We start from the raw sequence: 24,384 nt of genomic DNA on the forward strand, positions 1-24,384 counted from the left end.
CAGTGCAGGGCTGGGCGCCGCAGAGAGGAGGGAGGATCGGGGTGGAAGGGCGGGCTCGCCAAGCGGTGATCGTTTGTTGAGAAGTGCACGGCCGGATTGCCCGGAGGGCGTGCACTTCTCAACAAACGATCATCATGGGGCGTATCAGGCAGGAGCAGGCCGCGTCCGCCATCGCTGTCGGGGTCAGGTAGGGCGGGCAGGATGACCTCAGGGCGGGTGCCGTGGACGTGGCGGGAAACACCGGGTGCGGCCAAGTCGGGCAGGGGGCGGGTCGGCGGGGTCGGCTGTCGCGATCCTGTGGGTTTCCGACAAATTTTGTCCCGCAATTTTCGTCGGCCGCTGTACCTGCCAGATCAGCCGCTGCTTTGACAGTGTGGATCGGGGCCGGAGCATCCTGCTGCGGCTTCTCGGGGAGAAGCGTCTTCACGACGGCTGAAAAGGGGGCATCCGATGGTCGGGGAAACTGATGCGGTGGTGACGGGGCTGGGCGCCACCACGCCGCTGGGCGGTGATGTGGCCTCCACCTGGGACGCCCTACTGGCTGGGCGGTCCGGGATCGGCCTCATCGAGGAAGAGTGGGCGGCCGGCTTGCCGGTGCGGATTGCGGGCCGGCTGCGGGTGGAACCCACCGAGGTGCTCGACCGGCCGAAGGCCAGGCGGCTGGACCGCTGCCAGCAGATGGCCCTGATCGCCGCACGCGAGGCGTGGGCCGACGCCGGAGCCCCGGAGGTGGAACCCGAGCGTCTGGCGGTGGTCATCGGCACCGGGGTCGGCGGGGTGCTGAGCACCCTCGCCCAGGACGAGGTCCTGCGGAATTCCGGGGCGCGGAAGGTCTCGCCGTACACGGTGCCCATGCTGATGCCCAACGGGCCCGCCGCCATGGTCAGCATGGAGCTCGGCGCCCGCGGCGGCGCCCACACGCCGGTGAGCGCCTGCGCCTCGGGAGCCGAGGCGATCGCGATGGGCCTGGACCTCATCCGCCTCGGCCGCGCCGACGTCGTCGTCGCGGGCGGTGCCGAGGCGTGCGTCCACCCGCTCACCATCGCCGGCTTCGCCCAGGCCAGAGCGCTCTCGACCCGGAACGACGCACCGCAGGAGGCCTCCCGGCCCTTCGACACGTCGCGGGACGGGTTCGTCCTCGGCGAGGGAGCCGCCCTGGTGGTCCTGGAGCGTGCCGGGTTCGCCGCCGCCCGCGGCGCCCGCGTCCATGCCGCACTGGCCGGTGCGGGCACCACGTCCGACGCCCACCACATCACCGCGGCCCACCCGGACGGGCAGGTGCGCGCCATCCGGCTGGCCCTGGCCTCCGCAGGTCTGGACGCGCTCGACATCGAGCACGTGCACGCGCACGCCACCTCCACCCCGATCGGGGACGTGACCGAGGCCCACTCGATCGCCGAGGCGATCGGGACACACCCGGCGGTCACCGCGACCAAGTCGATGACCGGCCACCTCTGCGGTGCGGCCGGGGCGATGGGAGCGATCTCCGCGATCCTCACGCTCCGGGACGGGGTCATCCCGGCGACCCGCAACGTGGACGACCTCGACCCCGAGATCAAACTCGACGTCGTCACCGGCCGGCCGCGGCACGGCCGCCTGACGGCGGCGCTGACCAACTCGTTCGGGTTCGGCGGGCACAACGCCTCCCTGATCTTCACCCCCGCTCCCTGAGAGGTCCCTGCGGCACGGACGGGACCGCCGTCATGGCAGGGCTCGGGTCACGCTCAACGGAGAGATGTCTTCCGCCGCTCGACGGCTCCGGGGGCAGGGCGCAGCCCAGGCCGAGCGCGCGGCCCAGGCCAAGTGCGCTGAGGAGTACGGCCGCCCAGACGATCGACGAGTAGCCGTATCCCGCGCCGACGGCGAGGCCGCCGAGGAACGGCCCCGCGGTGTTGCCGACGTTGAACGCGGAGACGCCGGCGATGACGATCTCTGTAGTGCCGACGCCGGACGCGAGAGCGAGCAGAGCCGGGAGGGCGGTCAGCACCGCTCGGCGGACGGCTCCTGGTCAGGACCGGAGGGATCGACTGCTTGGTCGAACCGGGCGCGGGCCGGCGCCGGGCGGGGCAAGGGATGCGCGCCCTCGGGTCGCATTCCATCGAAGATCAAATAAAGGTAACGCCGCCACAGATCAGCGGCGGTGTCCCCAAGCGGTGCGGCGGCCTGGCACGCTGCCCCCAGCAGCAGGATCACATCCTGGCCGGTGATGTCGTCGCGTACGGCTCCTTGCCTCCGCGCCTGCTCCGTGAGGGATTCGGCGGCCTGGGACAGGCGGTCACTGGCCGCCCGGACCGCCGGATCCCTGCGGACACTCGTGGTCGCGGCCTGGCAGAAGGCACGATCACGCGCCTGCAACTCGACGCCGGCGGTCATGAACTCCAACAGGGCGGCTCCAGGATCGGTGGCATCGAGCAGCGTCCGACCGGTTGCGGCGAGTTCATCGAGCCGGTCGGAGACGATCGCGGCTGCCAGGCACTCCTTGGTCGCGAAGTGGCGGAACACCGTGCCTTTGCCGATTCCGGCTCGCTGGGCGATCTCTGCGACCGACGCCTCCATACCGTGCTCGGCGAACACCTCACGGGCGGCATCCAGCAGCGACCGCCGATTGCGGGCGGCATCTGCTCGCAATCGGTGCGGCGGCGATGCGGGCGGCATCTGGCACTCACCTTTCGTCTCGTTCTCACCACACCCTATCGCAAGTTGACCAGCCGGTCCGTTTACGCCTACGGTCAAAGTGACCAATTGGTCCGTTTGACGACGATCGGCATGGTCGCCCAGGTCGAAGGCGAGACATCGGGTGAAAGAACGCACAGCGGAGGTAGCGACGCCATGAACGACAGACGGCACTCAGTGCTGGTGATCGGAGCGACCGGCACCCAGGGGTCGGCGGCCGTACGAGAACTGCTGAGGCGGGGTCACCGGGTACGCGCGCTGACCCGCGACCCCGCGCGGGCTCGGGGTCTGAGCCGACTGGGCGCCGACCTGGTCCGCGGCGACCTCGCCGACCGGCACTCCATCGAGGCTGCCCTGCGGGGTGCGACCGCCGTATTCGCCGTGCCGCTGCGTGATCCCACCGACGAAAAAGGGGAGCTGAAGAACAGCATCCTCCTCGCCGAGGCGGCCAAGCGCGCCGGCGTTCAGCACTACATTCAGACATCGGTGGCAGGAACCGGCGATCTGCCCCACATGCCCCGCTGGAACAGCGGCTACTGGAACGAAGACTACTGGGAGACCAAGTGGCGGATCGAGGAGACGATCCGCCACACGGGGTTCCCGGCACACACCATCCTCAAGCCGGCCTTCCTCATGGAGAACTTCGCCTCCCCCAAGGTGGCCTCGATGTTCCCCGAACTGCCCCATGGCGAGATCGTCACCGCCATCGGAGCCCAGACCCGTGTGCAACTGATCGCCGCCGACGACATCGCGGCCTTCGGGGCCGCGGCGCTGGACCAGCCTGGACGCTTCTCCGAGCGCAGTATCGAACTGGCCGCCGAAGCATTGACCATGCGGGAGATCGCCGCAACGCTCGGCGTTGTCACCGGCCGACCCGTTGCCGCGATCTCCCTGACCTCCCGAGAGGCCCTCGCCGCAGGTCGCCATCCCGCCGTGGTCCGGGGCGAGGAATGGCTCAATGAGGTCGGCTATCACGCTCCGATCGACACCCTCGCCGCCTATGGAATCCCCTTGACGAGCTTCAAGGCCTGGACGGCAGCGCATAGGAACCTGCTCGCATTCGCCTGACGCCGGTCTTCTGTCGACGACGGGTGAAAACTGACCCTGTGGCGACGCGCGGGTTCTAGGGCAGAGGGTCAGAATTCAGCCGACGTTGACATCTTCTCGGGTACGCCCGAAGTGGAGCCCTCTGCCGAGCGTCAGGAAGCCCTCGATGCGCTTCTCAGCAGATGATCGCCTGTCGGTGACGCCGCACTTCCCAGAGAGCGCCGCACCATGGCGGCTCCGGCTTCTCCCTTGGAGCGTTCAGCCCTGCACTGGTCGGAGAGGAACGCGTCAGCTACGGCGATCGGCCCTGAACGATCCCGCACGGATTGCTTCAGCGTCACAGGGTTCGCTGGGCGGTCGGAGAGTGAGCAACTACGGCCCGCACGCCGTACGGCGGGGCCGTCTGGCGCGGAGGTGGGTGGGTGTTCCGGTCGGCTTATAAAAAACCGTAACCAGAGCGCCCGTCAGGCCGGAGGCCTGAAAACGAGACGGTGACTGCGACGGCCGGCCGGAACACCCACCCACCGCAGCGCGCACGGCGACAGACTCTTCGACCCGAAATGCCCACGGGACCCAAGAACACCCACCACAGCACGCACGGCGACAGACCCTTCATCCCGGCATGCCCCCAAGACACAAGAACACCCACCACAGCACGAACGGCGACAGACCGAAACACCACGCCGGGAGACGCCCCAAGAACAGCGGAAACACTCTCACCGCCGCGTCCCGCACCGGCTCACTCCCCCGGGAAACGGACCCCCACCTGCGCACGAACCTCGTCCATGAGGCCCATCACCTCAAGCGTCGCCTGCCAGGGCACGAGCGGGCTCTCCAGCAGGCCCTCGCGCAGGCAGCGCATGGCCTCGGCGGCCTCGTGCAGCATGCCGGCCCCCTCGTAGGGGACGTGGAAGGTCTCCGGCTCGGCGTCCTTGCGGTGCAGGGTGAAGGAGCCGGGACGGAAGAACGGGCTCGGCACCTCGATCCGGCCGAGCGGGCCGGAGACCGACGCGACGACCGGGCCGTCGGTGGTGATGCCGCAGGAGAGCAGTGCGACCGCGCCGTTGTCGTAGCCGAACAGCATGCCGGTGTTCTCGTCCACTCCTTCGGGGGTCAGCCGGCCCCAGGACTGCACCTTGGCGGGTTCGCCGAGCATCAGATGGGCGAACGAGACCGGGTAGACGCCCAGGTCGAGCAGGGCGCCGCCGCCCAGGGCGGGATCGCGGAGCCGGTGGTCGGGCCCGACGTCGGCGGAGATCCCGAAGTCGGCGTGGACGGTGCCGACCGGGCCGATCGCTCCCCCTTCGACCAGCTCCACGATCTTCCGGACCGCCGGGAGGCAGCGCGTCCACATGGCTTCCATCAGGAACAGCCCGCGCTCTCGCGCGAGGTCCACCAGCTTGGCGGCCTGAGCCCGGTTGAGCGTGAAGGCCTTCTCGCACAGGACGGCCTTGCCCGCCGTCAGGCAGGTCAGCACGGCGTCGTAGTGGGCGTTCTGGGTGTTGGCGACGTAGACGATGTCCACGTCGGGATCGGCGGCCAGTTCGGCCCAGCTCCCATGGGCGCGGGGGATGCCGTGCCGGTCGGCGAACGTCCGGGCGGACTCGACGGACCTGGACCCGACCGCGACCACCTCGGCGTCCGGCAGGAGCTTCAGGTCCTCGGTGAAGGTGGCGGCGATCCCGCCGGTCGCCAGGATTCCCCACTTAATGGTGCTCATGGGGATATATCTCACCATGTACGGCCCGCACCGGGCAGTCCCCGCGCAGGCCGTACCGGAACCGGGCAGTCCTCGCAGGCCCTACCGGACGATCCCCGCGCAGGCCCTACCGGGCAATCCCGCGCGGGCCGTACCGGGACCGGCTCAGCCACGGGTGTCGGCGAGCAGGGCCTTGAGCGCCAGATCGGGATGGTCGCGCAGCACGCCGCGCATCCGCCACTCGTCGGTGAACAGTGCCAGCAACTCCCCGTCGATCGCACGGGTGAAGACCTCCACCCCGCGCTGGCGGGCCAGGATCGGCGCGGACTCGGCGTCGGTGATCCGGGCCAGGCTGAAGTCGAGCCGGTCCATCGCGATCTCGGTGTTGAACTCGCCGGCCAACCGGTGCTTGACCACGTCGAACTGCATCGGGCCGACCGCCGCGAGCACCGGCGACTGGTCGCCGCGGATGTCGGAGCGCAGGACCTGGACGACGCCCTCGGCCTCCATCTGCTCGATGCCCTTGCGGAACTGCTTGGCACGGCTGGAGTCGCGACACCGGGCCGTCCAGAAGTGCTCGGGCGCGAAGCTCGGAATTTTCGGGAACTCGACCGAGAGGCCGTCGTAGAGGGTGTCGCCGGGGCGCAGGGCCGTGGCGTTCACCAGGCCGACCACGTCTCCGGGGAAGGCCTCGTCGATCGTGGCGCGCTCCTGGCCGAAGACCGACTGGGCGTACTTGGTGGCGAAGGGGCGATTGGTCGCCGCGTGGGTGAGCACCATGCCCCGCTCGAACCGGCCTGAGCAGACCCGGACGAAGGCGATCCGGTCGCGGTGCGAGGGGTCCATGTTGGCCTGCACCTTGAAGACCAGGCCGGAGAACGGCTGGTCCAGCGGGCGGGGGTCGTCCTTGACGTCGGGACGGGGCGCCGGCGCGGGAGCGATGTCGACCATGGCGTCCAGTAGACGGCCGACGCCGAAGTTGTTCAGGGCGGCGCCGAACAGCACCGGCGTGGACTCGTGCGCCTCGAACGCCTTCTGGTCGTGGTCGGAGCCGATTGCCGAGAGCAGGTCGACCTCGTCCTTCGCCCGCTCCCAGTCCTCTCCGATCTCGGCGAGGGCGTTCTCCGGGCTGAGCTCCGTCTCGATGGCCTTGGTGGCCCCACCGGGGGTGCGGGTGTAGCGGACCGCACGGTCGGCGACCCGGTCCACCACTCCGTGGAAGAACCCTCCGGTGCCGATCGGCCAGGTGATCGGGGTGGGCCGCAGGCCGGTCTTCTCCTGGATCTCGTCCAGCAGCTCCAGCGCCTCGCGGCCGGGCCGGTCCCACTTGTTGACGAAGGTGATGACCGGGATCCGGCGGTGCCGGCAGACCTCGAACAGCTTCAGGGTCTGCGGCTCCATGCCCTTGGCCGCGTCGAGTAGCATGACCGCGCAGTCGACCGCGGCCAGGACCCGGTAGGTGTCTTCGGAGAAGTCGGCGTGGCCGGGGGTGTCGACCAGGTTGAACATGTGCCCCCGGTATTCGAACCGGAGTGCTGCGGAGGTGATGGAGATGCCACGGGCCTTCTCCATGTCCATCCAGTCCGAGGTCACACCGCGGCGGCCCGCCTTGCCGTGCACCGCGCCGGCCTCGCTGATCGCGGAGGCGTGCAGCGCCAGCGCCTCAGTCATGGTCGACTTACCGGCGTCGGGGTGGCTGATCACCGCGAACGTGCGGCGTCGTGCCGCCTCCTGGAGGATCGCGGTCATGTCCTGGTCTCCTAGCCGTGCGTGAGGTGGGGAGCTCCCCGGCAGTACGAGGGGCGCCGAAACAGCTTACGCGCCACCACACCTGTCAACAGATGTGGCAACACTTCCCCGGGCCGCTTGCGCCACCATGGTGTTCAGTGGATCGTGGAACAACTCGGTTCGCCCTACGCCCGCCCCAACTGCCCGAAAGCGACCCACTCGTGCAACTCGACCTTCCAGTGGTGTCAAGATGATCACGCTCCGCTATGCGGCAGGCTCCGATGTCGGCCGGGTCCGCCAGGGCAACGAGGACGCGGCCTACGCCGGCGCCCGGCTGCTCGCCGTGGCCGACGGGATGGGCGGCCATGTCGGCGGGGAGGTCGCCAGCTCGGCGGCGATCGCCACCGTCGCCACCCTGGACCACCAGGACGCCGACGATCTGGTCGCCTCGGCCGAGGCCGGGGTCCGCAAGGCCAACCAGCGCTTGCGCGAGCTGGTCGAGGAGGACCCGAGCCTCACCGGCATGGGCACCACCCTGACCCTGATGCTCTGGGACGGGCCGCGGATCGCCCTCGCCCACATCGGCGACTCCCGCGCCTACCTGCTCCGCAACGGCGACCTCTACCAGATCACCTATGACCACACCCTGGTCCAGACTCTGATGGACGACGGCCGGATCACCGCCGAGGAGGCCGCCCGGCACCCGCACCGGTCGATCCTGCTCCAGGTCCTGGACGGCGGTGACACCATCGACCCCGATCTCTCCCTGCGCGACGCCGAGGTGGGCGACCGCTACCTGCTCTGCTCCGACGGCCTGTCCGGAGTAGTCGAGGCCGACCAGCTCCGCCAGGTGCTCGCCGACGTCGACGACCTCGACGCGGTCACCCGGCGACTCATCGAGCTGGCGTGCGAGGCGGGCGGCCCCGACAACATCACCTGCGTGGTGGCGGACGTGGTCGAGGGTCCCGGCACCGACACCCCCGTGGTGGTCGGCTCGGCCGTCCCCTCATAGGCGGGCGCGTCTCTCATAAGCGAGCCCCCTCGTGGGGTCCGTCCCCTTGCCGGCGTGTCCACTCGGCGGCGCGTCTCTCATGGCCGGAGTCCCGGGCCGGGACCGTCCCATCGGGTGGAGCCCGATCGGCGGTGGGTCCTGGTCGCGGCGCGGGTCAGCCGTTATGGTCGAGTTCCCTGCACTCCTCGGCGACCGTCGCTCCGGAAGGGCGTCCCGCATGTACAAGGAATTCGCCATCGAGGCGATCGTGTGGCTCATACCCGTCGTGATCCTCGTCGGTCTGGCTTACATGATCACCCGGCCCGCCTGACCTCACCGCAACGGCCGAGGAACCGGAGCAGCCCTCCGCTTCCTCGGCCTTCTTGTGCGTACGGCAGATTTCCTTGTGCTCCAGGAACTATTCCCTTTAGCCAATCTTTAAGTTTGTATAGTCAGGCACATACGTTCGGGGGAGCGATGCTGGGCATGCCAACAGGGGATCTCGTACGCCAATGGGCCAGTTTGTCGATGCGGTTTTAGCGTTCCCAACCGTTCTTTTCACTTTCCTCCTTGTGGTGGTCGTCGGCTACTGGCTGCTTGTGGTGACCAGCGGTATCGGGTTCGACGGCGAGGTCGACGAGTCGTCGGGGTTCCTCAGCGGCCTCGGGCTGGGCGGGGCACCGATCGCCGCGGCCGTATCGCTGATGATCGTCATCGCCTGGTTCGTCAGCCTGGTCGGCGGGGTCCTGTTCAGCGGCACCCTCGCGCTGATCGGCGTGCTGGCGGTGGCGCTCGTCTGCGCCTGGGCAGGCACCCGCCTGATCCTGCTGCCGCTGCGGCGCACCGCCTCCAGGGAGCAGCTCCCCTCCCGTACCGACTTCGTGGGCCGGACGTGCGTCATCCGTACCGGCCGGGTCGGCAGGGACTTCGGCCAGGCCGAGGTCACCGCCGCGGACGGCTCCTCCGCCCTTGTTCAAGTCCGTCAGGTCGGCGACGACGCTTTCGACGCCGGCAGCACCGCCCTGATATTCGCCTACGACGCAACGGGCGAGTTCTTCTGGGTGATGCCGTACGACGCGGAACTCGACCCCCACCGTCCTATTTAGCCAGGGGACCACATGGACGTCATCTCCACCGGACTGGGCATTCTTCTCGCCGTCGTCCTTCTCGTCGTCGTCTGCTTACTGATCATGATCAGTCGCCTGTTCAACAAGGTCGAACAGGGTAAGGCACTGATCATCTCCAAGGTCAACAAGGTGGATGTCACCTTCACCGGCGCGGTAGTGCTGCCCGTGTTCCACCGGGCAGAGGTCATGGACATCTCGGTGAAGACCATCGAGATCGCGCGGACCGGCCGCGAGGGCCTGATCTGCCGGGACAACATCCGGGCCGACATCCGGATCACCTTCTTCGTCCGGGTCAACAAGACCGTCGAGGACGTGGTCAAGGTCGCCCAGGCCATCGGCACCGCGCGGGCCAGTGACAAGGAGACGTTGCAGGAGCTGTTCAACGCCAAGTTCTCCGAGGCGCTCAAGACGGTCGGCAAGCAGCTCGACTTCGTCGACCTCTACACCCAGCGCGACCAGTTCCGTGACCAGATCATCCAGGTCATCGGCACCGACCTGAACGGCTACAGCCTTGAGGACGCGGCCATCGACTATCTGGAGCAGACCTCGCTGACCTCGCTCGACAGGAACAACATCCTCGACGCGCAGGGCATCAGGAAGATCACCGAGCTGACCGCCATCGAGCATGTGCGGACCAACGAGTTCCAGCGGCACGAGGAGAAGGAGATCACCCGCCAGAACGTGGACGCGCGGGAGGCCATCCTGGAGCTGGAGCGCCGCCAGGCCGACGCGGAGATCAAGCAGAGGCGCGAGGTCGAGACCATGCGGGCCCGCGAGGAGGCGGAGACCTCCAAGGTCCAGGCCGAGGAGCGGCTCAAGGCGCAGGCCGCCGGCCTGCGCACCGACGAGCAGCTCGGCATCCAGCAGGAGAACCAGGCCCGCGAGATCGCCGTGGCGGCGAAGAACCGCGAGCGGGTCCTCGCCATCGAGTCCGAGCGGATCGAGAAGGACCGCATGCTGGAGGTCATCTCCCGCGAGCGCGAGACCGAGCTGTCGCGCATCTCCAAGGACAAGGAGCTCGAAGGCGAGAAGCGCGCCATCGCCGAGGTGATGCGGGAGCGGATCGCGGTGGAGAAGACGGTCGCCGAGCAGGAGGAGAACATCAAGCGCCTGCGGGTCGTCGAGGACGCCGAGCGGACCCGCCAGGCCGTGATCATCCAGGCCGAGGCCGAGGCCCAGGAGAGCCTGGTCAAGGACATCAAGGCGGCGGAGGCGGCGGAGGCGGCGTCCCGGCACAAGGCGCGCGAGGTGCTGGTGCTGGCCGAGGCGCGGCAGCAGGCCGCCGAGCTCGACGCCCGCGCCAAGATCCGTCTGGCCGAGGGCGTCCAGGCCGAGACGGCCGCGGCCGGCCTGGCCGAGGTGCAGGTGCGCGAGCGGGACGCCGCGGCGATCGAGAAGATCGGCCGCGCCGAGGCCCAGGTCGAGCGGGAGAAGGCCCTGGCCGTCGCCGAGGGCGACCAGGCGAAGGCGCTGGCCTCCGCCACCGGAGTGCGGGAGAAGCTCAGGGCCGAGGCCGACGGTGAGCAGGCCATGGCGCTCGCGGCCGCTTCGGCGATCGGCGAGAAGCTCAAGGCCGAGGCCGAGGGTCTGACCGAGAAGGCGGCGGCGCTGGCCGCGCTGGACGAGGCGAGCCGCGGCCACGAGGAGTACCGCCTGCGGCTGGAGGCGGAGCGCGAGATCCGGCTCGCCGGAGTGAACGTTCAGCTCAAGGTCGCCGAGGCGCAGGCCGAGGTGCTGTCCGCGGGCCTGTCCAAGGCCAACATCGACATCGTCGGCGGCGACAGCGTGTTCCTCGACCGGCTGGTGGGCTCGATCGGCTTGGGCAAGGCCGTGGACGGCTTCGTGCAGCACTCCGACGTCGCCCAGACGCTGGCCGGGCCGTACCTGGACGGCACGCAGAGCCTCCCCGCCGACCTGGGCAGGATGATCGGCTCGATCGACACCGCCGACGTGCGCAACCTCTCCCTCTCCGCGCTGCTGGTGAAACTGATCAACTCGGGCGGTGCCGACGCCGACAGACTGCGTGACCTGCTGGGCGGCACGCGTGAGTCCGCCGTCGCCGAGGCTCCGGCCGCCGCCCTCAGCTCCGGCAAGCAGTGACGCCCATGACAGAGGTCGCCGACGCTCCGGGCGGCCACTCCGTGCTGGACGCGGGCACCTACGAGGTGCTCCGCGGCCGGCTCGCCGAGCGGGCGGCCGTGCTGGCCCGGCGGTCCGAGACGCTCAACGCCCGGCGCCTTGAGGTCTTCGGCGGGACCGAACTCCGCCTGATCGGCACCGAGCGGATCCGTACCGAGAACAACTGCGTTCCCCGCGACATCGTGGCGCTCGGCGGGACGGCGGGCCCGCGCGAGGAGACGGGAGACGGGCACGACCACCGGCAGGGGCTCATCCTGTTCGGCTACAACGTGTTCATGGGGTTGAAGCCCGAGACGGCCGTCGGGGACGTCTTCTCCATGCACACCTTCGTGCGGGGGGCGGCGGGCACCGGGAGCGGCCTGGACGGCGACGCCTTCCGGTTCGACCCCGCACCGCTGTTCCGGCATCCGCAGTTCGAGCGGGACTTCGCCGAGCTCTACCGCTACTACCGGGGGACGCGGCTGCTCCAGCTCCGCCGGATCGAGGGCAGGATGCTGGCGGTCTTCCAGACGGGTCCGCAGGATGTCCGCGTGCTGCGCTGGCAGGTCGGCGTGGACGGCAGCCTCACCTACATCGACGACCGGGGCGAACGCGACCACGCCTTCCCGCCCTCGCACGACTTCGAGTGGATTCCGGCCACCCGCGACGACCACGTGCCGGGCCGCCACCCGCACATCTCGATCCAGGGTGAGATGTTCGTCGAGACCGTCGGCGGCGACCTCACCATCAAGATCGAGAACAATACGGAGACCGGCGAGGGCGTCTACCGTGAGCCGGTCGCCGAGCCGCTGCAGAGCCTCGCCGACGCGGACGTGCACCACGCCAGGGTCGGCCCGCTGATCCTGCTGCGCGTCCGGCCCTACAACGAGACCGAGTGGCGGCATCTGGTCTTCAACACCAGGACCAAGGACGTCAGCCGCCTCGACGGCATCGGCCAGGCCTGCCAGCGCCTCCCCGATGACCAGGGGATCATCTTCCCCGGCGGCTACCACCTGTCCACCGGGGTCGGCAAGACCTTCGACACCGACGTCTCCGACCTGGAGTTCGAGCGGGTCATCCGCTCGTCCAACGGTGAGGACGTGCTCTACGTCTTCCACGCCCGTGCCGAGGGCCGGTCGCTGCTGCTGCCGTACAACGTGATCCGCAAAGAGGTCTCCACGCCGCTGTCCTGTCACGGCTACTCGCTGTTCGACGACGGCACGCTGATCGTCTTCAAGGCGACCTCGGACGAGCCCACCCGGGTCCACCCGATGCAGGTCTGGCAGACGCCGTACGTGTCGGACCTGCATGCCGCCGCCCAGCCGGCGGGCACCGGGCCGCTGGAACGGATCGGCAACGCCGAGCTGGTGCGCGGGATCTCCGACTGCCTCTCGGTGGCCCGGATGATCGAGGAGATGGCGCCGTCGGTCCCTGTTTTCGAGGCGCTGATCGCGGCCTGCGCCCGAGCCTTCGACCACTACCACTGGCTGGGCGAGCACGGCCTGCGAGGCCCGCTCGCCGACGTGCGGGCCGCCGCCGAGCAGGTGCTGGAGGAGTTCGAGAAGGTCCAGGCGCTCACCGAGCAGGCCGCGACCGCGCTGGAGACCACCGCCGACGAGATCGTCTCCCTGGTACGGCGGGCACACGCGCAGGAGCCGCGCTCCGCGCAGGGGTGGATCACCCACCTCGCCGAGCTGCGGCGGGCCCAGGGCCGTCTGGTGACCCTGCGCGAGCTGCGCTACGTGGACACCGGCCGGATCGACGGGCTGCGCGCGGAGCTCGACACCGAACTCGGCGCCACCGCGCAGCGCGCGGCCGGTTTCCTGCGGGGCGAGGACGCCTTCGCCGGCTACCACGCGGAGGTCGAGCGGCTGGTCTCCGACGCCGGGGCCATCGCCACGGTGGCCGAGGCCGAGCCGATCGGCGAGCGGCTGGCCGGGCAGTCGCAGGGGCTGGAGGTCGTGGTCGAGGTGGTCGGCACTCTCGACATCGCCGACGCGACCGTGCGGACCGCGATCCTGGAACGGATCGGCGAGGTGCTCGGCGGGATCAACCGGGCCCGCGCCACGCTGGACGCGCGCCGGATGGAGCTGCTGGCGAGCGAGGGCCGGGCGGCGTTCGCGGCCGAGTTCACGCTGCTGGGGCAGGCGATCACCGGGGCGCTGGCGCTGGCCGGCACCCCCGAGCGCTGCGACGAGCAGCTCGGCCGGCTGATGCTCCAGCTGGAGGGCCTGGAGTCGCGCTTCGCCGAGTTCGACGACTTCCTGGCCCGGCTGGCGGCCAAGCGGGAGGACGTCTACGAGGCGTTCTCCGCGCGGCGGCAGGCACTGCTGGACGAGCGCGCCCGCAGAACCGACCGGCTGGTGGAGTCCGCCACCCGGATCCTGGTCGGTGTGCGCCGCCGGGCGGCCGGGCTCGGCTCGCTCGACGAGGTCAACACCTACTTCGGCTCCGACCCGATGGTCGTCAAGCTGCACGGTGTGACCGGGGAACTGCGCGCGCTGGGTGAGGCGGTCCGGGCCGAGGAGATCGAGGGCCGGATCAAATCGGCCCGCCAGGAGGCGGGCCGCGCCCTGCGCGACCGGCTCGACCTGTACACCGACGGCGGTGAGACGATCCGCCTGGGACGGCACCGGTTCGCCGTCAACACCCAGGCCACCGACCTCACGCTGGTGCCGCACGAGGGCCGGCCGACGTTCGCCATAACCGGCACCGACTACCGCTCGCCGGTGCGCGACGAGACGTTCGCCGAGACCGTGCCGTTCTGGAGCCAGTCGCTGGTGTCCGAGACGGCTGAGGTCTACCGGGGTGAGCACCTGGCCGCCGTCATCCTGGCCGCCGCCGAGGCCGGCACGCTGAGCGCGGGCGGGGCGGCCGTCACACTCGACGGACTGCGCTCGGCGGCCGACGCGGGCGGTCTGCTGGAGATCGTCCGTACCGTGGCGCAGGCCCGTTACGACGAGGGTTACGAGCGTGGTGTGCACGACCACGACGCGACCGCGATCCTGACGGCCCTGCTGCGGCTGCACGCGGGCGCGGGCCTGCTGCGCTTCCCTCCCGCGGCGAGGGCGGCGGCCCAGCTCTTCTGGACCTTCGGGGTGGACGAGTCCTCGCGCGCGGCATGGAGCACCCGGACGGTCTCGCTGGCGCGGGCGCGCGCCCTGTTCGGCGGGGTCGGCGCGGTGGAGGAGACGCGCCGTGCGCTCGGCGTGGCCATCGCGGCCTTCATGGCCGGGCTCGGCGGCACTGCGGGCGGCACTGCGGGCGGCACTGCGGGGGAGGCGACCGCCGGGTCCGGGCGGACGGACGGGCCGGGCGGTCAGGACGTCTTCGCGCTCGCCGGGGAGTATCTCTTCGAGGAGCTGGCCGGTGAACCGTCCGGGTTCGTGACGAGCGCGGGGGCGCGGTCGCTGCTGGAGCGGTTCGACCGGGCGCTGGGGACGTCACGCCAGGAGTTCGACGACGACCTGCGGGCACTCGGGGACGACCTCGCCGGACGTCACCGGCTGGCCGAGGCCTGGCTGGGGGCGTTCGAGTCACCGGCCGAACTGCCGGAGGCGGTGGCCGTACGGCTGTGCGAGGTGGTCCGGTACGACTCCTCCGCGGCTCTGACCGCCACGGTCGAGGGGCTGCTCGGCACGCATCCGCGGATCGCCGGGCGCACGCTGGAGCTGCGCCTGGACGAGTTCCTCGGGCGGACCCGGCACTTCCGCGAGCACCGCGTCCCCGCCTACCGCGCCTACCAGCGGCGGCGCAACGACCTGGTCGCCGCCGAGCGGGCGCGGCTGCGCCTGGAGGAGTACCGGCCGAAGGTGATGAGCGCCTTCGTGCGCAACGAGCTCCTCGACGAGGTCTACCTCCCGCTCATCGGTGACAACCTGGCCAAGCAGATCGGCGCGGCCGGTGACGCCAAACGGACCGACCAGATGGGCCTGCTGCTGCTCATCTCACCGCCCGGCTACGGCAAGACCACCCTCATGGAGTACGTCGCCAGCCGGCTCGGCCTGATGTTCGTGAAGGTCAGCGGCCCCGCCCTGGGGCACCTGGTCACCTCGGTGGACCCGGCGCGGGCACCCGACGCGACGGCCCGCCAGGAGGTCGAGAAGATCTCGTTCGCGCTGGAGACGGGCAACAACGTGATGCTCTATCTCGATGACATCCAGCACACCTCCCCCGAGCTGCTGCAGAAGTTCATCTCGCTGTGCGACGGCCAACGGCGGATGGAGGGTGTCTGGGAGGGCGAGACCCGCACCTACGACCTGCGCGGCAAGCGCTTCGCGGTCTGCATGGCGGGCAACCCGTACACCGAGTCCGGCACGCGGTTCCGCATCCCCGACATGCTCGCCAACCGTGCCGACGTGTGGAACCTCGGTGAGGTGCTGTCCGGCAGGGAGGAGCTGTTCGCGTTGAGCTACGTCGACAACGCGCTCACCTCCAACCCGTTCCTCGCTCCGCTGTCCACCCGGGACCGCGGCGACATCCGCCTCCTGGTACGGCTGGCGCAGGGCGACCCCGCGGCCAGGGCCGACCGGCTCTCCCACCCGTACTCCGCCGCGGAGCTCGACGAGGTGCTCCCGGTCCTGCGCCACCTGCTCCGCGTCCAGCGGGTGGTGCTGGCCGGCAACCAGGCCTACATCGCCTCGGCCGCCCAGTCCGACGCGTCCAGGACCGAGCCGCCCTTCCAGCTGCAGGGGTCCTACCGGAACATGAACAAGCTCGCCGCCAGGATCGTCCCGGTCATGAACGGGGCCGAGCTGGAGGCGTTGATCGACGACCACTACCTCGGCGAGGCCCGGACCCTCACCTCCGGCGCCGAGGCCAACCTGCTCAAGCTGGCCGAACTGCGGGGCATCATGACGGCCGGGCAAGCCGGACGGTGGGCCGAGGTGAAGGCGGCCTACCTGCGTGAGAAGGCGCTCGGCGGCGCCGGTGACGACCCGGTGACCAGGGCGGTCGGCGCGGTCGGCCTGCTGGCCGACCGGGTGAGCACGGCCATCGAGCAGGCCGCCGACCGCCTGTCCCCCGAGCCGTAGCGGAGGTGCCGGAGCGGTTGACCCGCCGGGACATGACGGCGTTTCGGAAGCGGCGTTTCGGGAGCGGCATGTCAGGAGCGGCAGGACCGGCCGGCTCATGCCGTCGCAGACGGCGGCGTGAGCCGTTACGACCGGGGACCGATGAGACCGTGCCCTGAGCCGTTACGGCCGGGGACCGGCGAGACCGTGCCCTGAGCCGTTACGGTCCGGGACCGGCGAGACCATGCCCTGAGCCGTTACGGCCGGGGACCGGTGAGGCCGTATTGGAGCAGCCCGGTGAGGGTGTCGATCGCTTCGTCGTCCCCGAGGATCCGGCCGATGGGTTCGCCGCCGCCGGCGATCCAGACCTCGCAGAACCCTTCAAGCAGGGCGTTGAACGCCGATGCCAGGACCGCGGGGTCGCCGGGTAGGTCGAACCCGGCGGTCTGGAGCCGCTGGAGGTGCTCGCGCATGGTCTGCAACTGGGCGTGCCTGCTCCGGGCCACCTGCTCGGCGAACTGCGGGTCGACCAGTGCGGCCTGGCCCAGCGCCTGGATCTCAGGGAGGTGCGCCTGGTAGGTGTGCCAGTACGTGGCCACCCGGGCGCGCAGGGCGGGCTGCTGCGACAGGTCGTCGCCCGCCTCATGGCCCGACAGTTCCTCACCTGCCTGAGCGGACCAGTCGACCAGTAACGCCTGGAGCACCTCCTCCTTGCTCGCGAAGTGCTTGTAGAACGAGCCGGCGGAACGGCCCGCCTCGGTGGTGATGTCGGTGATCTTGGCATTGAGATAACCGGTGCGGGCGAACACCCGGCGGGCGGCTTCCTTCAGCGCGACCTCGGTCTGCGCGGCCTTGGCCTTACGGCTTGCAGCCGTCGGCTCGGATGCGGACACACACCCCTCCTTGACAGCTAGACTCCCACTCGGTAAATCTGTATTCATCGAATTCAGATTCACTGAAAACTGGTTCATACACAGTATGACCTACCGAGAGGGCAGACCCATGGGCACAGCACGCAACGGAGACGTCGAACTCGCCTACGAGACCTTCGGCACCCCGGACGGAGCACCACTGCTGCTGATCAGCGGTACGGGCGTGCAGATGCTGATCTTCCCGGAAGACCTGTGCAACGCGCTCGTCGATCTCGGTTTCCAGGTCGCCAGGTTCGACAACCGCGACACCGGCCTGTCCACTCACCTGACCGGCGCGCCTGCGCCCGGCTGGTTCACGACCATGACCCGCCCGTCTTCGGCGCCGTACCGGCTGGAGGACATGGCCGAGGACGCCGTCGCGGTGCTGGACGCACTGGGGTGGAAGTCCGCGCATCTGGTCGGCACCTCGCTGGGCGGGATGATCGCCCAGACCATCGCCATCCGGCACCCTTCCCGGGTGCGCACCCTCACCTCGATCATGTCCACCCCCGCGGCCCGGATCGGCACCATCCCCAAAATGGCCACCCTAAAAGCGATCATGAAAATCTCGAGCATGCCGGTGACCGGCCCGGACCAGGCGGCACAGGAGGCGGTGGCGATGAAGAAGCTCATCGGTTCCCCGCGTTACCCCTTCGACGAGCAGGAGGTGGGCGACATCGGCCGCCGATCCTACGAGCGCAACCCCGGCACTCCCGAAGGCGACGCGCGCCAGCGCGCCGCGGTCACCGTCTCCGGGGACCGGCGCAAGGCACTGGCCAAGGTGCGGATCCCCACTCTCGTCCTGCACGGTGAGGACGACCCGGTCATCCGGCTCAAGGCCGGCCGGGCCACAGCGGCCGCCATCCCCGGCGCACGGCTGGTCACCTATCCCGGCATGGGTCACGACCTGCCCAGAGCCCTCTGGCCGTCCATACTCGACCAGATCCGCTCCCTTGCCTTCACCCGTTGAAGTCCGCCACACACCTCGAACAGGCGACCACCCCGTCTGCGGGATCCGGGTGAGCCCGAAGACGGCGCGGACCCACCGGCATGGATGCCGGGGCTACAGCGGAACATCTCCGGCCCGGCCCACGGTCCATAGGCGACCCGTTGATCTCCCCGGTGGGATCGAGGGAGTGGCCCCCGCACCGGTGGAGACGGTCCTCACCTCCTTATACTTTCCCTCGTCTACGCACAATCGGTCCGCGCCCGCCGGGATGGCCTTCACGTGCGGCACGTACATTCCGATCAGCGGTCGACGGCCCCCACGGCCGACGAGACCGCGCAAGAGCAGGGAGCACGGTGAAGCTTCTCCACTCCGGGAAGGTCCGCGACGTATACGAGGACCGCGGGGACATCATCCTCGTGGCCTCCGACCGCGTGTCGGTCTACGACGTGATCCTGCCCACGCCCATTCCCGACAAGGGGAAGATCCTCACCCAGCTCTCCCTGTGGTGGTTCGAGCAGCTCGCCGACATCGTGCCCAACCACGTGGTCTCCGCCACCGACGTGCCCGCCGAGTTCGAGGGCCGCGCCGTACGGTGCCGGAAGCTGACGATGGTGCAGGTCGAGTGCGTCGCACGCGGTTACCTGACCGGCAGCGGGCTGAAGGACTACCGGACCCACGGATCGGTCTCGGGTGTGCCGCTGCCCCCCGGCCTGGTGGACGGCTCCAGGCTCCCCGAGCCGATCTTCACTCCGAGCACCAAGGCTCCACTCGGCCAGCACGACGAGCCCATCGCCTTCGACGACGTGGTCGCCCAGGAGGGCGCGGAGGTCGCCGAGGAGCTACGACGGATCACGCTGGAGGTCTACCGGCGGGGGTCCGAGCTCGCCGCGGAGCGGGGCGTCATCATCGCCGACACCAAGATCGAGCTGGGCTGGGCCGCCGACGGCACGCTCGTGCTCGGCGACGAGGTGCTGACCTCCGACTCCTCGCGGTTCTGGCCCGCCGACCGGTGGGAGCCCGGTCACGCCCAGTTCTCGTTCGACAAGCAGTACGTCCGCGACTGGGCGACCGGCACGGGCTGGGACAAGAAGGAGCCCGCCCCGGAGGTGCCCGCCGAGGTCGTGGAGGTCACCCGGGCCCGCTACATCGAGGCGTACGAACGCATCACGGGCAAGACCTGGTGATCGCGCGCCGGTAGGGCCTCACCGAGGGGAAGGACCGGCGTCCGCGTTCCGTGGATGCCGTGCCCTCTCGGGCGAACGGAGACCGGCTCCCCGCGACCGGACGGGGGGACGAGTCCCGTAGAGGTGTGCGAACACCGCCTCCCGTCCGGCGGAACGGCCTCAGGGCGTCAGCTTCCGCTCGGCCGCGGCGCCCACGACCAGGCGCTCGGCGGAGACCGGATGGGCTCCGAAGTCGGCCACGATGCAGGTGATGTTGTCGGGGCCACCGCCCCGGTTGGCCAGGTCGATGAGCCACCGGGCGGCCTCGTCGGGATCGGCGATCTCGGTGAGCGTGTTGAACAGGGTCTCCGGGCCGACCACTCCGGTCAGGCCGTCGGAGCAGAGCAGGTAGCGGTCGCCCGGCTGGGCCTCGCGCAGGGACAGGTCCAGTTCGCCGTCGCCGGTGCCTTCGAGGACCCGCAACACCATGGCCCGGCGCGGGTGCTCGGCGGCCTGCTCGGGGGTGATGCGGCCCTCGTCCACCAGTGACTGGACCAGGGTGTGGTCATGGGTGATCTGGTACAGAGCGCCGCCGCGCAGCATGTAGGCGCGGGAGTCCCCGACATGGGCGAGGGCGAAGGTGGCGCCGTCCCACAGCATGGCGGTCAGCGTGGTGCCCATCCCCCGTAACGTGGGGTCCTGCTCACTCATGTCGTGCAGCGTGTGGTTGACGTCCGTGGCCGTGCCCTTCAGGGCGGCGACCAGGTCGACACCGCCGGCCGGAAGGCCCTCGTCCAGGGCCACCAGGGCGGTGACGGCGAGTGAGCTGGCGACCTCCCCACCCGCGTGACCGCCCATGCCGTCGGCTATGGCGAGCAGGCGCGCGCTCGCGTAGCCCGAGTCCTCGTTCGCCTCACGGCGGACGCCTACGTCGGAGCGGGCCGCATATCGCAGGGCCAATCCTTCGTTCAGTGCCATGAAGGCAGTAAAGCATTGGTTGAAGCACTTCACAAGCAAAGATGTTGTAGACCGTTAAGGCACAGTGAACTACTGTGGCCAACATGGAGGAGAGCCAGGACATCACGGTGAACGCGGGCGACATCGCCCGGCTCGCCTCCGTCGGCCGGGCCGCGGTGAGCAACTGGCGCCGCCGCCATGATGACTTTCCCCAGCCTGTCGGGGGCACCGCCTCCAGCCCGCTGTTCTCCCTGCCCGAGATCGCCGCGTGGTTGCGCCGCAACGGCAAGTCGTTCGAGGTCTCTCTTGGCGACCTGGTCTGGCAGCGGCTGCGGACCTCGGTCGACGACCTGCGCCTGGGCGACCTGGTGGGCAGGGTCGGCGCGTTCCTGCTGTTCCTGCAGCGGGAACCGGAGGCGTGGCGGAAACACGGCACACAGTCTCTCACCAGCCTGACCGCCGCGACGACAGACCTTCCCGGCTCCCCCGACCTACGACTGGACGACCTCGCGCTCGTCAGGCTGGTGGCCGAACTGGCCGCCGAGCGGGGCCCGCTGGACACCTTCGAGTTCCTCTGCGAGCGCTATGTCGAGGCCCACTCCCGTCAGCTCTCGGTGACCAGGGACGACGTGGCCGCCCTCATGTCCCGGCTGGCCGGCCAGGACTCCGGGACCGTCCTCGACCCCGCCTGCGGCCTCGGAACCCTCCTCCTGCACGCCGGTGCCTCACTGGGTCAGGAGACCAACGAGACGAACGCGCTGCTCGCCGCGGTCCGGCTGCTGCTGCGCGGAGCCACTGCCCGGGTCGTCGCCGGCGACTCGCTGCGCGAGGACGGCCTGGCCGGCGAGCTCGCCGACGCCGTGGTCTGCGACCCTCCGTTCAACGAGCGCGCCTGGGGATACGAGGAGCTGACCGGCGACCCCCGATGGGAGTACGGCCTGCCGCCACGCGGGGAGTCCGAGCTGGCCTGGGTCCAGCACTGCCTGGCCCACGTGAGACCGGGGGGCCTGGTGGTGATCCTGATGCCGACGGCGGCGGCCGGTCGCCGTCCCGGCAAGCGCATCCGGGGCAACCTGCTGCGCACCGGGGCGCTGCGGGCCGTGGTGACACTGGGCCTGGGCGGCCCCGACCTGTGGATCCTGCGCCGGCCCGACGGAGGCCACCCGCCGTCCCGGCTGCTGATGATGGACGCGAGCGAGGACCTGTCGGCCGTGGAGCCCGCCTGGCACGCCTACCTCCGTGATCCGGAGGCCGAGCCGTCCGGCGGCGGCCGTACCGTGCGGATCATCGACCTGCTCGACGACGAGGTGGACCTCACCCCGGCCCGGCACCGCCCGCAGCTGGGCGGCCCGGACTTCCTGCGCGACTTCACCGACGCACTGAACCGCTTCCGCGACACCTCGGCCATGCTGCCGGTGGCCCCTCCGGCGCTTGAGCTGCTCACCGAGCGGCAGGACCTGCCGACCACCACCGTCGGCGAGCTGGCCAAGGCGGGCCTGATCACCATCCTGCAGGCTCCGGCCAAGATGACGGCCGACGAGGGCCCGCTGCCGGTCCTGACCGCCGACGACACCGCACTGGGCACGCCTCCCTCCGGGAGGACCACCCTTGACCCGGCCCTGGTCATGATCAGGCCCGGGGACGTGGTGACCACCACCCTGGGCACGGTCCGGGTGGTCACCCGGAGCGGCGCGGCGCTCGGCCCGCAGCTCACGCTCTACCGCGTCGACCCGCAGCGGCTCGACGCCGACTTCCTGGCCGGCTTCCTCCGCTCCGCCGACGCGGCCCGCGTCCACCCCAGCTCCAGCCGCCTGGATGTGCGCCGGGCGCGGGTGCCCATGCTTCCCCTTGCCGACCAGCGGCGGTACGGCACGGCCTTCCGTGAGCTGTTCGCGCTGGAGGACAGGGTGCGCGAGACGACGACGCTGGGGGAAACGCTGATCCGGCTAGGCTTTGACGGACTGGTCGACGGCCACCTCCGGCCGTGCGACCAAGGAGTGTGACTTCCTATACGTCCAGGGGAGGGCCGGATGGTCATCGGCGACCGATACGTGCTCGACGACCTCCCTCTCGCCCAGGGCGGCATGGGCGCGGTCTACGGCGGCCATGACAGGCATCTCGACCGCAAGGTGGCCGTCAAGTTCCTGCGCCTGCTCAGCGGTCCGGACGAGGAGCTGAACCGGCGCTTCCTGCGGGAGGCCCGGATCCTGGCGAAGCTGGAGCACCCCGGAGCGCCCGTCCTCTACGACTTCGGCACCTTCGACCAGCGGCTCTTCCAGGTGATGCAGTTCATCGAGGGCGTGACCGTGGCCGACCTGGTCAGCGAGCACGGCCCGCTCCCGGTCCCCTGGGCGGCCGCGATCGCCGCCCAGGCGTGTGCCGTGCTGTCGGCCGCCCACGCGCTCTCCATCTACCACCGCGACCTCAAGCCGACCAACCTGATGCTCTGTCCCGACGGCAGCGTCAAGGTGCTCGACTTCGGCCTGGCCATCCTCCGCGAAGCGGACTCGACCCGGTTCACCCGGGTCGGCCAGATTCTCGGCACCCCGGCCTACATGGCTCCCGAGCAGATCCAGCGCGGTCTCGCCGGTCCCCGCAGCGACCTCTACGCCCTCGGCTGCGTGATCCACGAGATGCTGACGGGCAGGCAGCTCTTCACCGGCCCCACCGAGTACGCCGTCTTCGAGCGTCAGGTGAAGGAGCGCCCGCCCGCCGTCCCCGGCGTCTCCCCGGAGCTGAACCGGCTGATCGAGGATCTTCTGGAGAAGGATCCCGAACGGCGCCCGGCGAGCGCCGACCTCCTCTATGAACGCCTGCAGTCCTTCGCCGTGGACCTGCCGATGCTCCCCGGTTTCCTGAACCCGCCGTCGGTGCCCAGCCCCGGCCGGATGTACGCCCGGATGGTCGGCCGCGTCCTCGCCTGACCTCCACCGGGGTCAGGCCTATCACCTGCGCGGCCGCGGCCGGTGCCGGCACTGCGACCGGCTGCGACCTGAGACCCGCCGCCCCACCGTCCGGCGGTGCCGCGGCACTCCGGGGAGAATGCCGTTCATGGAGAGTCGATGGGTGGAAGTGGCCGATCGGGTGCTGGTCCGGCGATATGCCGAGCTGGACCTGTCGGTGGGACTGGTCATGGGCGACGGCGGTTGCCTGGTGGTCGACACGCGAGGGGACGAGCGGCAGGGGGCGGAGCTCGCCGCCGAGGTGCGGCGGATCACCCGGGATCCGTGGACGGTGGTGATCACTCACTCGCACTTCGACCACAGCTTCGGCACGCGGCCGTTCCTGGAGTGCCCCGTCTGGGCGCATGAGGGCTGCCGGGCGGACCTGGCCGAGGACGGGGCCGGCACGAAAGAAGCCTGGGCGCGGCGGTACCGGGAGAAGGGGCGCGCGGACATCGCCGACGACATCGCCGGGACGGAGATCGTGCTGCCGGATCATCTCGTGACCGATCGCGCGGAGTCGGTCGTCGGCGGGCGGCGCGTGGTCATGACCTACTTCGGCCGCGGTCACTCCGGCAACGACCTGGTGGTCCATGTGCCGGACGCGAATGCGGTGTTCGCCGGCGACCTGGTGGAGAACGGCGCGCCGCCCGCCTACGGCGACGCCTACCCGCTCGAGTGGCCGGCCACCGTCGACGGTCTGCTCGGGCTCGCCGGCGACGACGCCGTCGTCGTGCCCGGGCACGGGGATCCGGTGGATCGCGGGTTCGTCGCCGCCCAGCGGGCCGAGATCGGCGCCGTCGCCGGGCTCTGCCGGGAGGTGGCGGCGGGCCGGATGAGCATCCAGGACGCCGTACGGCTGTCGCCCTACCCCGAGGACACCACCAGGACCGCCCTGGGCCGCCCGGTGGACCGGTGGGGCGTCTCCGACCACTGACCCGTCCGCCACCGGCCGGGGCACCTGCTCCTCAGCCGCTGACCCGTCCACCACCGGCCGGGGCACCTGCTCTCCGGCCGGTGGCCACTGACCCGTCCGCCACTGACCCGTCCGCCTCTGGCCGGGCGCC

At 70.3% G+C, this 24,384-nt stretch carries 17 protein-coding genes; 11 read left to right on the forward strand and 6 right to left on the reverse strand.

Going from position 1 to position 24,384, the window contains the following annotated elements; all coding sequences use genetic code 11:
* Positions 1-450 precede the first annotated feature (450 nt).
* Complete coding sequence (locus OHA77_RS12915) at positions 451-1,671, forward strand: beta-ketoacyl-[acyl-carrier-protein] synthase family protein (RefSeq protein ID WP_406318267.1); 1,221 nt, start codon at positions 451-453, stop codon at positions 1,669-1,671.
* On the opposite strand, the gene OHA77_RS12920 is transcribed toward OHA77_RS12915, so the two are convergent.
* Both OHA77_RS12920 and OHA77_RS12925 read right to left on the reverse strand, forming a co-directional pair.
* Positions 1,655-1,987, reverse strand: coding sequence for a hypothetical protein (locus tag OHA77_RS12920; protein ID WP_406318268.1), 333 nt, complete (start codon positions 1,985-1,987; stop codon positions 1,655-1,657). The genes OHA77_RS12915 and OHA77_RS12920 overlap by 17 nt on opposite strands.
* Positions 1,981-2,655 carry a TetR/AcrR family transcriptional regulator gene (locus OHA77_RS12925; protein WP_406318270.1) on the reverse strand — a complete coding sequence of 225 codons (675 nt, stop codon included), beginning with the start codon at positions 2,653-2,655 and terminating at the stop codon, positions 1,981-1,983. The genes OHA77_RS12920 and OHA77_RS12925 overlap by 7 nt, the downstream gene beginning before the upstream one ends.
* A 174-nt stretch (positions 2,656-2,829) precedes the next feature.
* On the opposite strand from OHA77_RS12925, the gene OHA77_RS12930 reads away from it, so the two are divergent.
* Positions 2,830-3,741, forward strand: coding sequence for an NmrA/HSCARG family protein (locus OHA77_RS12930; RefSeq protein WP_406318272.1), 912 nt, complete (start codon positions 2,830-2,832; stop codon positions 3,739-3,741).
* Positions 3,742-4,459: 718 nt separating this feature from the next.
* On the opposite strand, the gene OHA77_RS12935 is transcribed toward OHA77_RS12930, so the two are convergent.
* The gene (locus OHA77_RS12935) at positions 4,460-5,440 is read right to left on the reverse strand and encodes a Gfo/Idh/MocA family protein (protein WP_406318273.1); all 981 of its coding nucleotides are present in this window, start codon (positions 5,438-5,440) and stop codon (positions 4,460-4,462) included.
* 144 nt (positions 5,441-5,584) lie between these two features.
* The gene (locus tag OHA77_RS12940; RefSeq protein WP_406318275.1) at positions 5,585-7,168 is read right to left on the reverse strand and encodes a peptide chain release factor 3; all 1,584 of its coding nucleotides are present in this window, start codon (positions 7,166-7,168) and stop codon (positions 5,585-5,587) included.
* Positions 7,169-7,397: 229 nt separating this feature from the next.
* Between OHA77_RS12940 and OHA77_RS12945 the strand changes: the two genes are divergently transcribed.
* The 4 genes from OHA77_RS12945 to OHA77_RS12960 all read left to right on the forward strand — a co-directional run bounded on the left by OHA77_RS12945 (position 7,398) and on the right by OHA77_RS12960 (position 16,416).
* Entirely contained in the window at positions 7,398-8,159 is a 762-nt protein-coding gene (locus OHA77_RS12945; RefSeq protein ID WP_326820385.1) for a protein phosphatase 2C domain-containing protein, read from the forward strand.
* A gap of 554 nt (positions 8,160-8,713) precedes the next feature.
* Positions 8,714-9,244, forward strand: coding sequence for a hypothetical protein (locus OHA77_RS12950; RefSeq protein ID WP_406318277.1), 531 nt, complete (start codon positions 8,714-8,716; stop codon positions 9,242-9,244).
* A gap of 12 nt (positions 9,245-9,256) precedes the next feature.
* A complete protein-coding gene (locus tag OHA77_RS12955) occupies positions 9,257-11,365 on the forward strand; it encodes a flotillin family protein (RefSeq protein WP_326820383.1) in 2,109 nt (702 codons plus the stop codon).
* Between the two features lie 5 nt (positions 11,366-11,370).
* Complete coding sequence (locus tag OHA77_RS12960) at positions 11,371-16,416, forward strand: DNA repair ATPase (RefSeq protein ID WP_406318278.1); 5,046 nt, start codon at positions 11,371-11,373, stop codon at positions 16,414-16,416.
* 236 nt (positions 16,417-16,652) lie between these two features.
* Here OHA77_RS12960 and OHA77_RS12965 read toward each other — a convergent pair whose 3' ends face one another.
* On the reverse strand, positions 16,653-17,288 hold the full coding sequence (locus OHA77_RS12965; RefSeq protein WP_406318280.1) for a TetR/AcrR family transcriptional regulator: 636 nt from the start codon (positions 17,286-17,288) through the stop codon (positions 16,653-16,655).
* A 109-nt stretch (positions 17,289-17,397) separates the two neighbouring features.
* Here OHA77_RS12965 and OHA77_RS12970 point away from each other — a divergent pair, with 109 nt between their 5' ends.
* A complete protein-coding gene (locus OHA77_RS12970; RefSeq protein WP_406318281.1) occupies positions 17,398-18,276 on the forward strand; it encodes an alpha/beta fold hydrolase in 879 nt (292 codons plus the stop codon).
* Positions 18,277-18,608: 332 nt separating this feature from the next.
* Positions 18,609-19,439 carry a phosphoribosylaminoimidazolesuccinocarboxamide synthase gene (locus OHA77_RS12975; protein ID WP_406318282.1) on the forward strand — a complete coding sequence of 277 codons (831 nt, stop codon included), beginning with the start codon at positions 18,609-18,611 and terminating at the stop codon, positions 19,437-19,439.
* Positions 19,440-19,598: 159 nt separating this feature from the next.
* On the opposite strand, the gene OHA77_RS12980 is transcribed toward OHA77_RS12975, so the two are convergent.
* Entirely contained in the window at positions 19,599-20,396 is a 798-nt protein-coding gene (locus tag OHA77_RS12980) for a protein phosphatase 2C domain-containing protein (RefSeq protein WP_326820380.1), read from the reverse strand.
* An 83-nt stretch (positions 20,397-20,479) separates the two neighbouring features.
* On the opposite strand from OHA77_RS12980, the gene OHA77_RS12985 reads away from it, so the two are divergent.
* From OHA77_RS12985 to OHA77_RS12995, 3 genes are all read left to right on the forward strand, one after another.
* Entirely contained in the window at positions 20,480-22,378 is a 1,899-nt protein-coding gene (locus tag OHA77_RS12985; RefSeq protein WP_406318283.1) for an N-6 DNA methylase, read from the forward strand.
* Between the two features lie 27 nt (positions 22,379-22,405).
* Positions 22,406-23,299, forward strand: coding sequence for a serine/threonine-protein kinase (locus OHA77_RS12990; RefSeq protein WP_326820378.1), 894 nt, complete (start codon positions 22,406-22,408; stop codon positions 23,297-23,299).
* A 127-nt stretch (positions 23,300-23,426) separates the two neighbouring features.
* Complete coding sequence (locus OHA77_RS12995) at positions 23,427-24,254, forward strand: MBL fold metallo-hydrolase (RefSeq protein WP_406318285.1); 828 nt, start codon at positions 23,427-23,429, stop codon at positions 24,252-24,254.
* Positions 24,255-24,384 lie beyond the last annotated feature (130 nt).

The sequence above is a fragment of the Streptosporangium sp. NBC_01639 genome (assembly GCF_045209755.1).
In the GTDB taxonomy this organism is placed as follows: domain Bacteria; phylum Actinomycetota; class Actinomycetes; order Streptosporangiales; family Streptosporangiaceae; genus Streptosporangium.

Bases quoted from the DNA above. Each gene is read 5' to 3' on its own strand.
- OHA77_RS12925 (WP_406318270.1), bottom strand. From the start codon at position 2,655: ATGCCGCCCGCATCGCCGCCGCACCGATTGCGAGCAGATGCCGCCCGC.
- OHA77_RS12990 (WP_326820378.1), top strand. From the start codon at position 22,406: ATGGTCATCGGCGACCGATACGTGCTCGACGACCTCCCTCTCGCCCAG.
- OHA77_RS12935 (WP_406318273.1), bottom strand. From the start codon at position 5,440: ATGAGCACCATTAAGTGGGGAATCCTGGCGACCGGCGGGATCGCCGCC.
- OHA77_RS12960 (WP_406318278.1), top strand. From the start codon at position 11,371: ATGACAGAGGTCGCCGACGCTCCGGGCGGCCACTCCGTGCTGGACGCG.
- OHA77_RS12995 (WP_406318285.1), top strand. From the start codon at position 23,427: ATGGAGAGTCGATGGGTGGAAGTGGCCGATCGGGTGCTGGTCCGGCGA.
- OHA77_RS12970 (WP_406318281.1), top strand. From the start codon at position 17,398: ATGGGCACAGCACGCAACGGAGACGTCGAACTCGCCTACGAGACCTTC.
- OHA77_RS12930 (WP_406318272.1), top strand. From the start codon at position 2,830: ATGAACGACAGACGGCACTCAGTGCTGGTGATCGGAGCGACCGGCACC.
- OHA77_RS12985 (WP_406318283.1), top strand. From the start codon at position 20,480: ATGGAGGAGAGCCAGGACATCACGGTGAACGCGGGCGACATCGCCCGG.
- OHA77_RS12945 (WP_326820385.1), top strand. From the start codon at position 7,398: ATGATCACGCTCCGCTATGCGGCAGGCTCCGATGTCGGCCGGGTCCGC.
- OHA77_RS12940 (WP_406318275.1), bottom strand. From the start codon at position 7,168: ATGACCGCGATCCTCCAGGAGGCGGCACGACGCCGCACGTTCGCGGTG.
- OHA77_RS12980 (WP_326820380.1), bottom strand. From the start codon at position 20,396: ATGGCACTGAACGAAGGATTGGCCCTGCGATATGCGGCCCGCTCCGAC.
- OHA77_RS12955 (WP_326820383.1), top strand. From the start codon at position 9,257: ATGGACGTCATCTCCACCGGACTGGGCATTCTTCTCGCCGTCGTCCTT.
- OHA77_RS12915 (WP_406318267.1), top strand. From the start codon at position 451: ATGGTCGGGGAAACTGATGCGGTGGTGACGGGGCTGGGCGCCACCACG.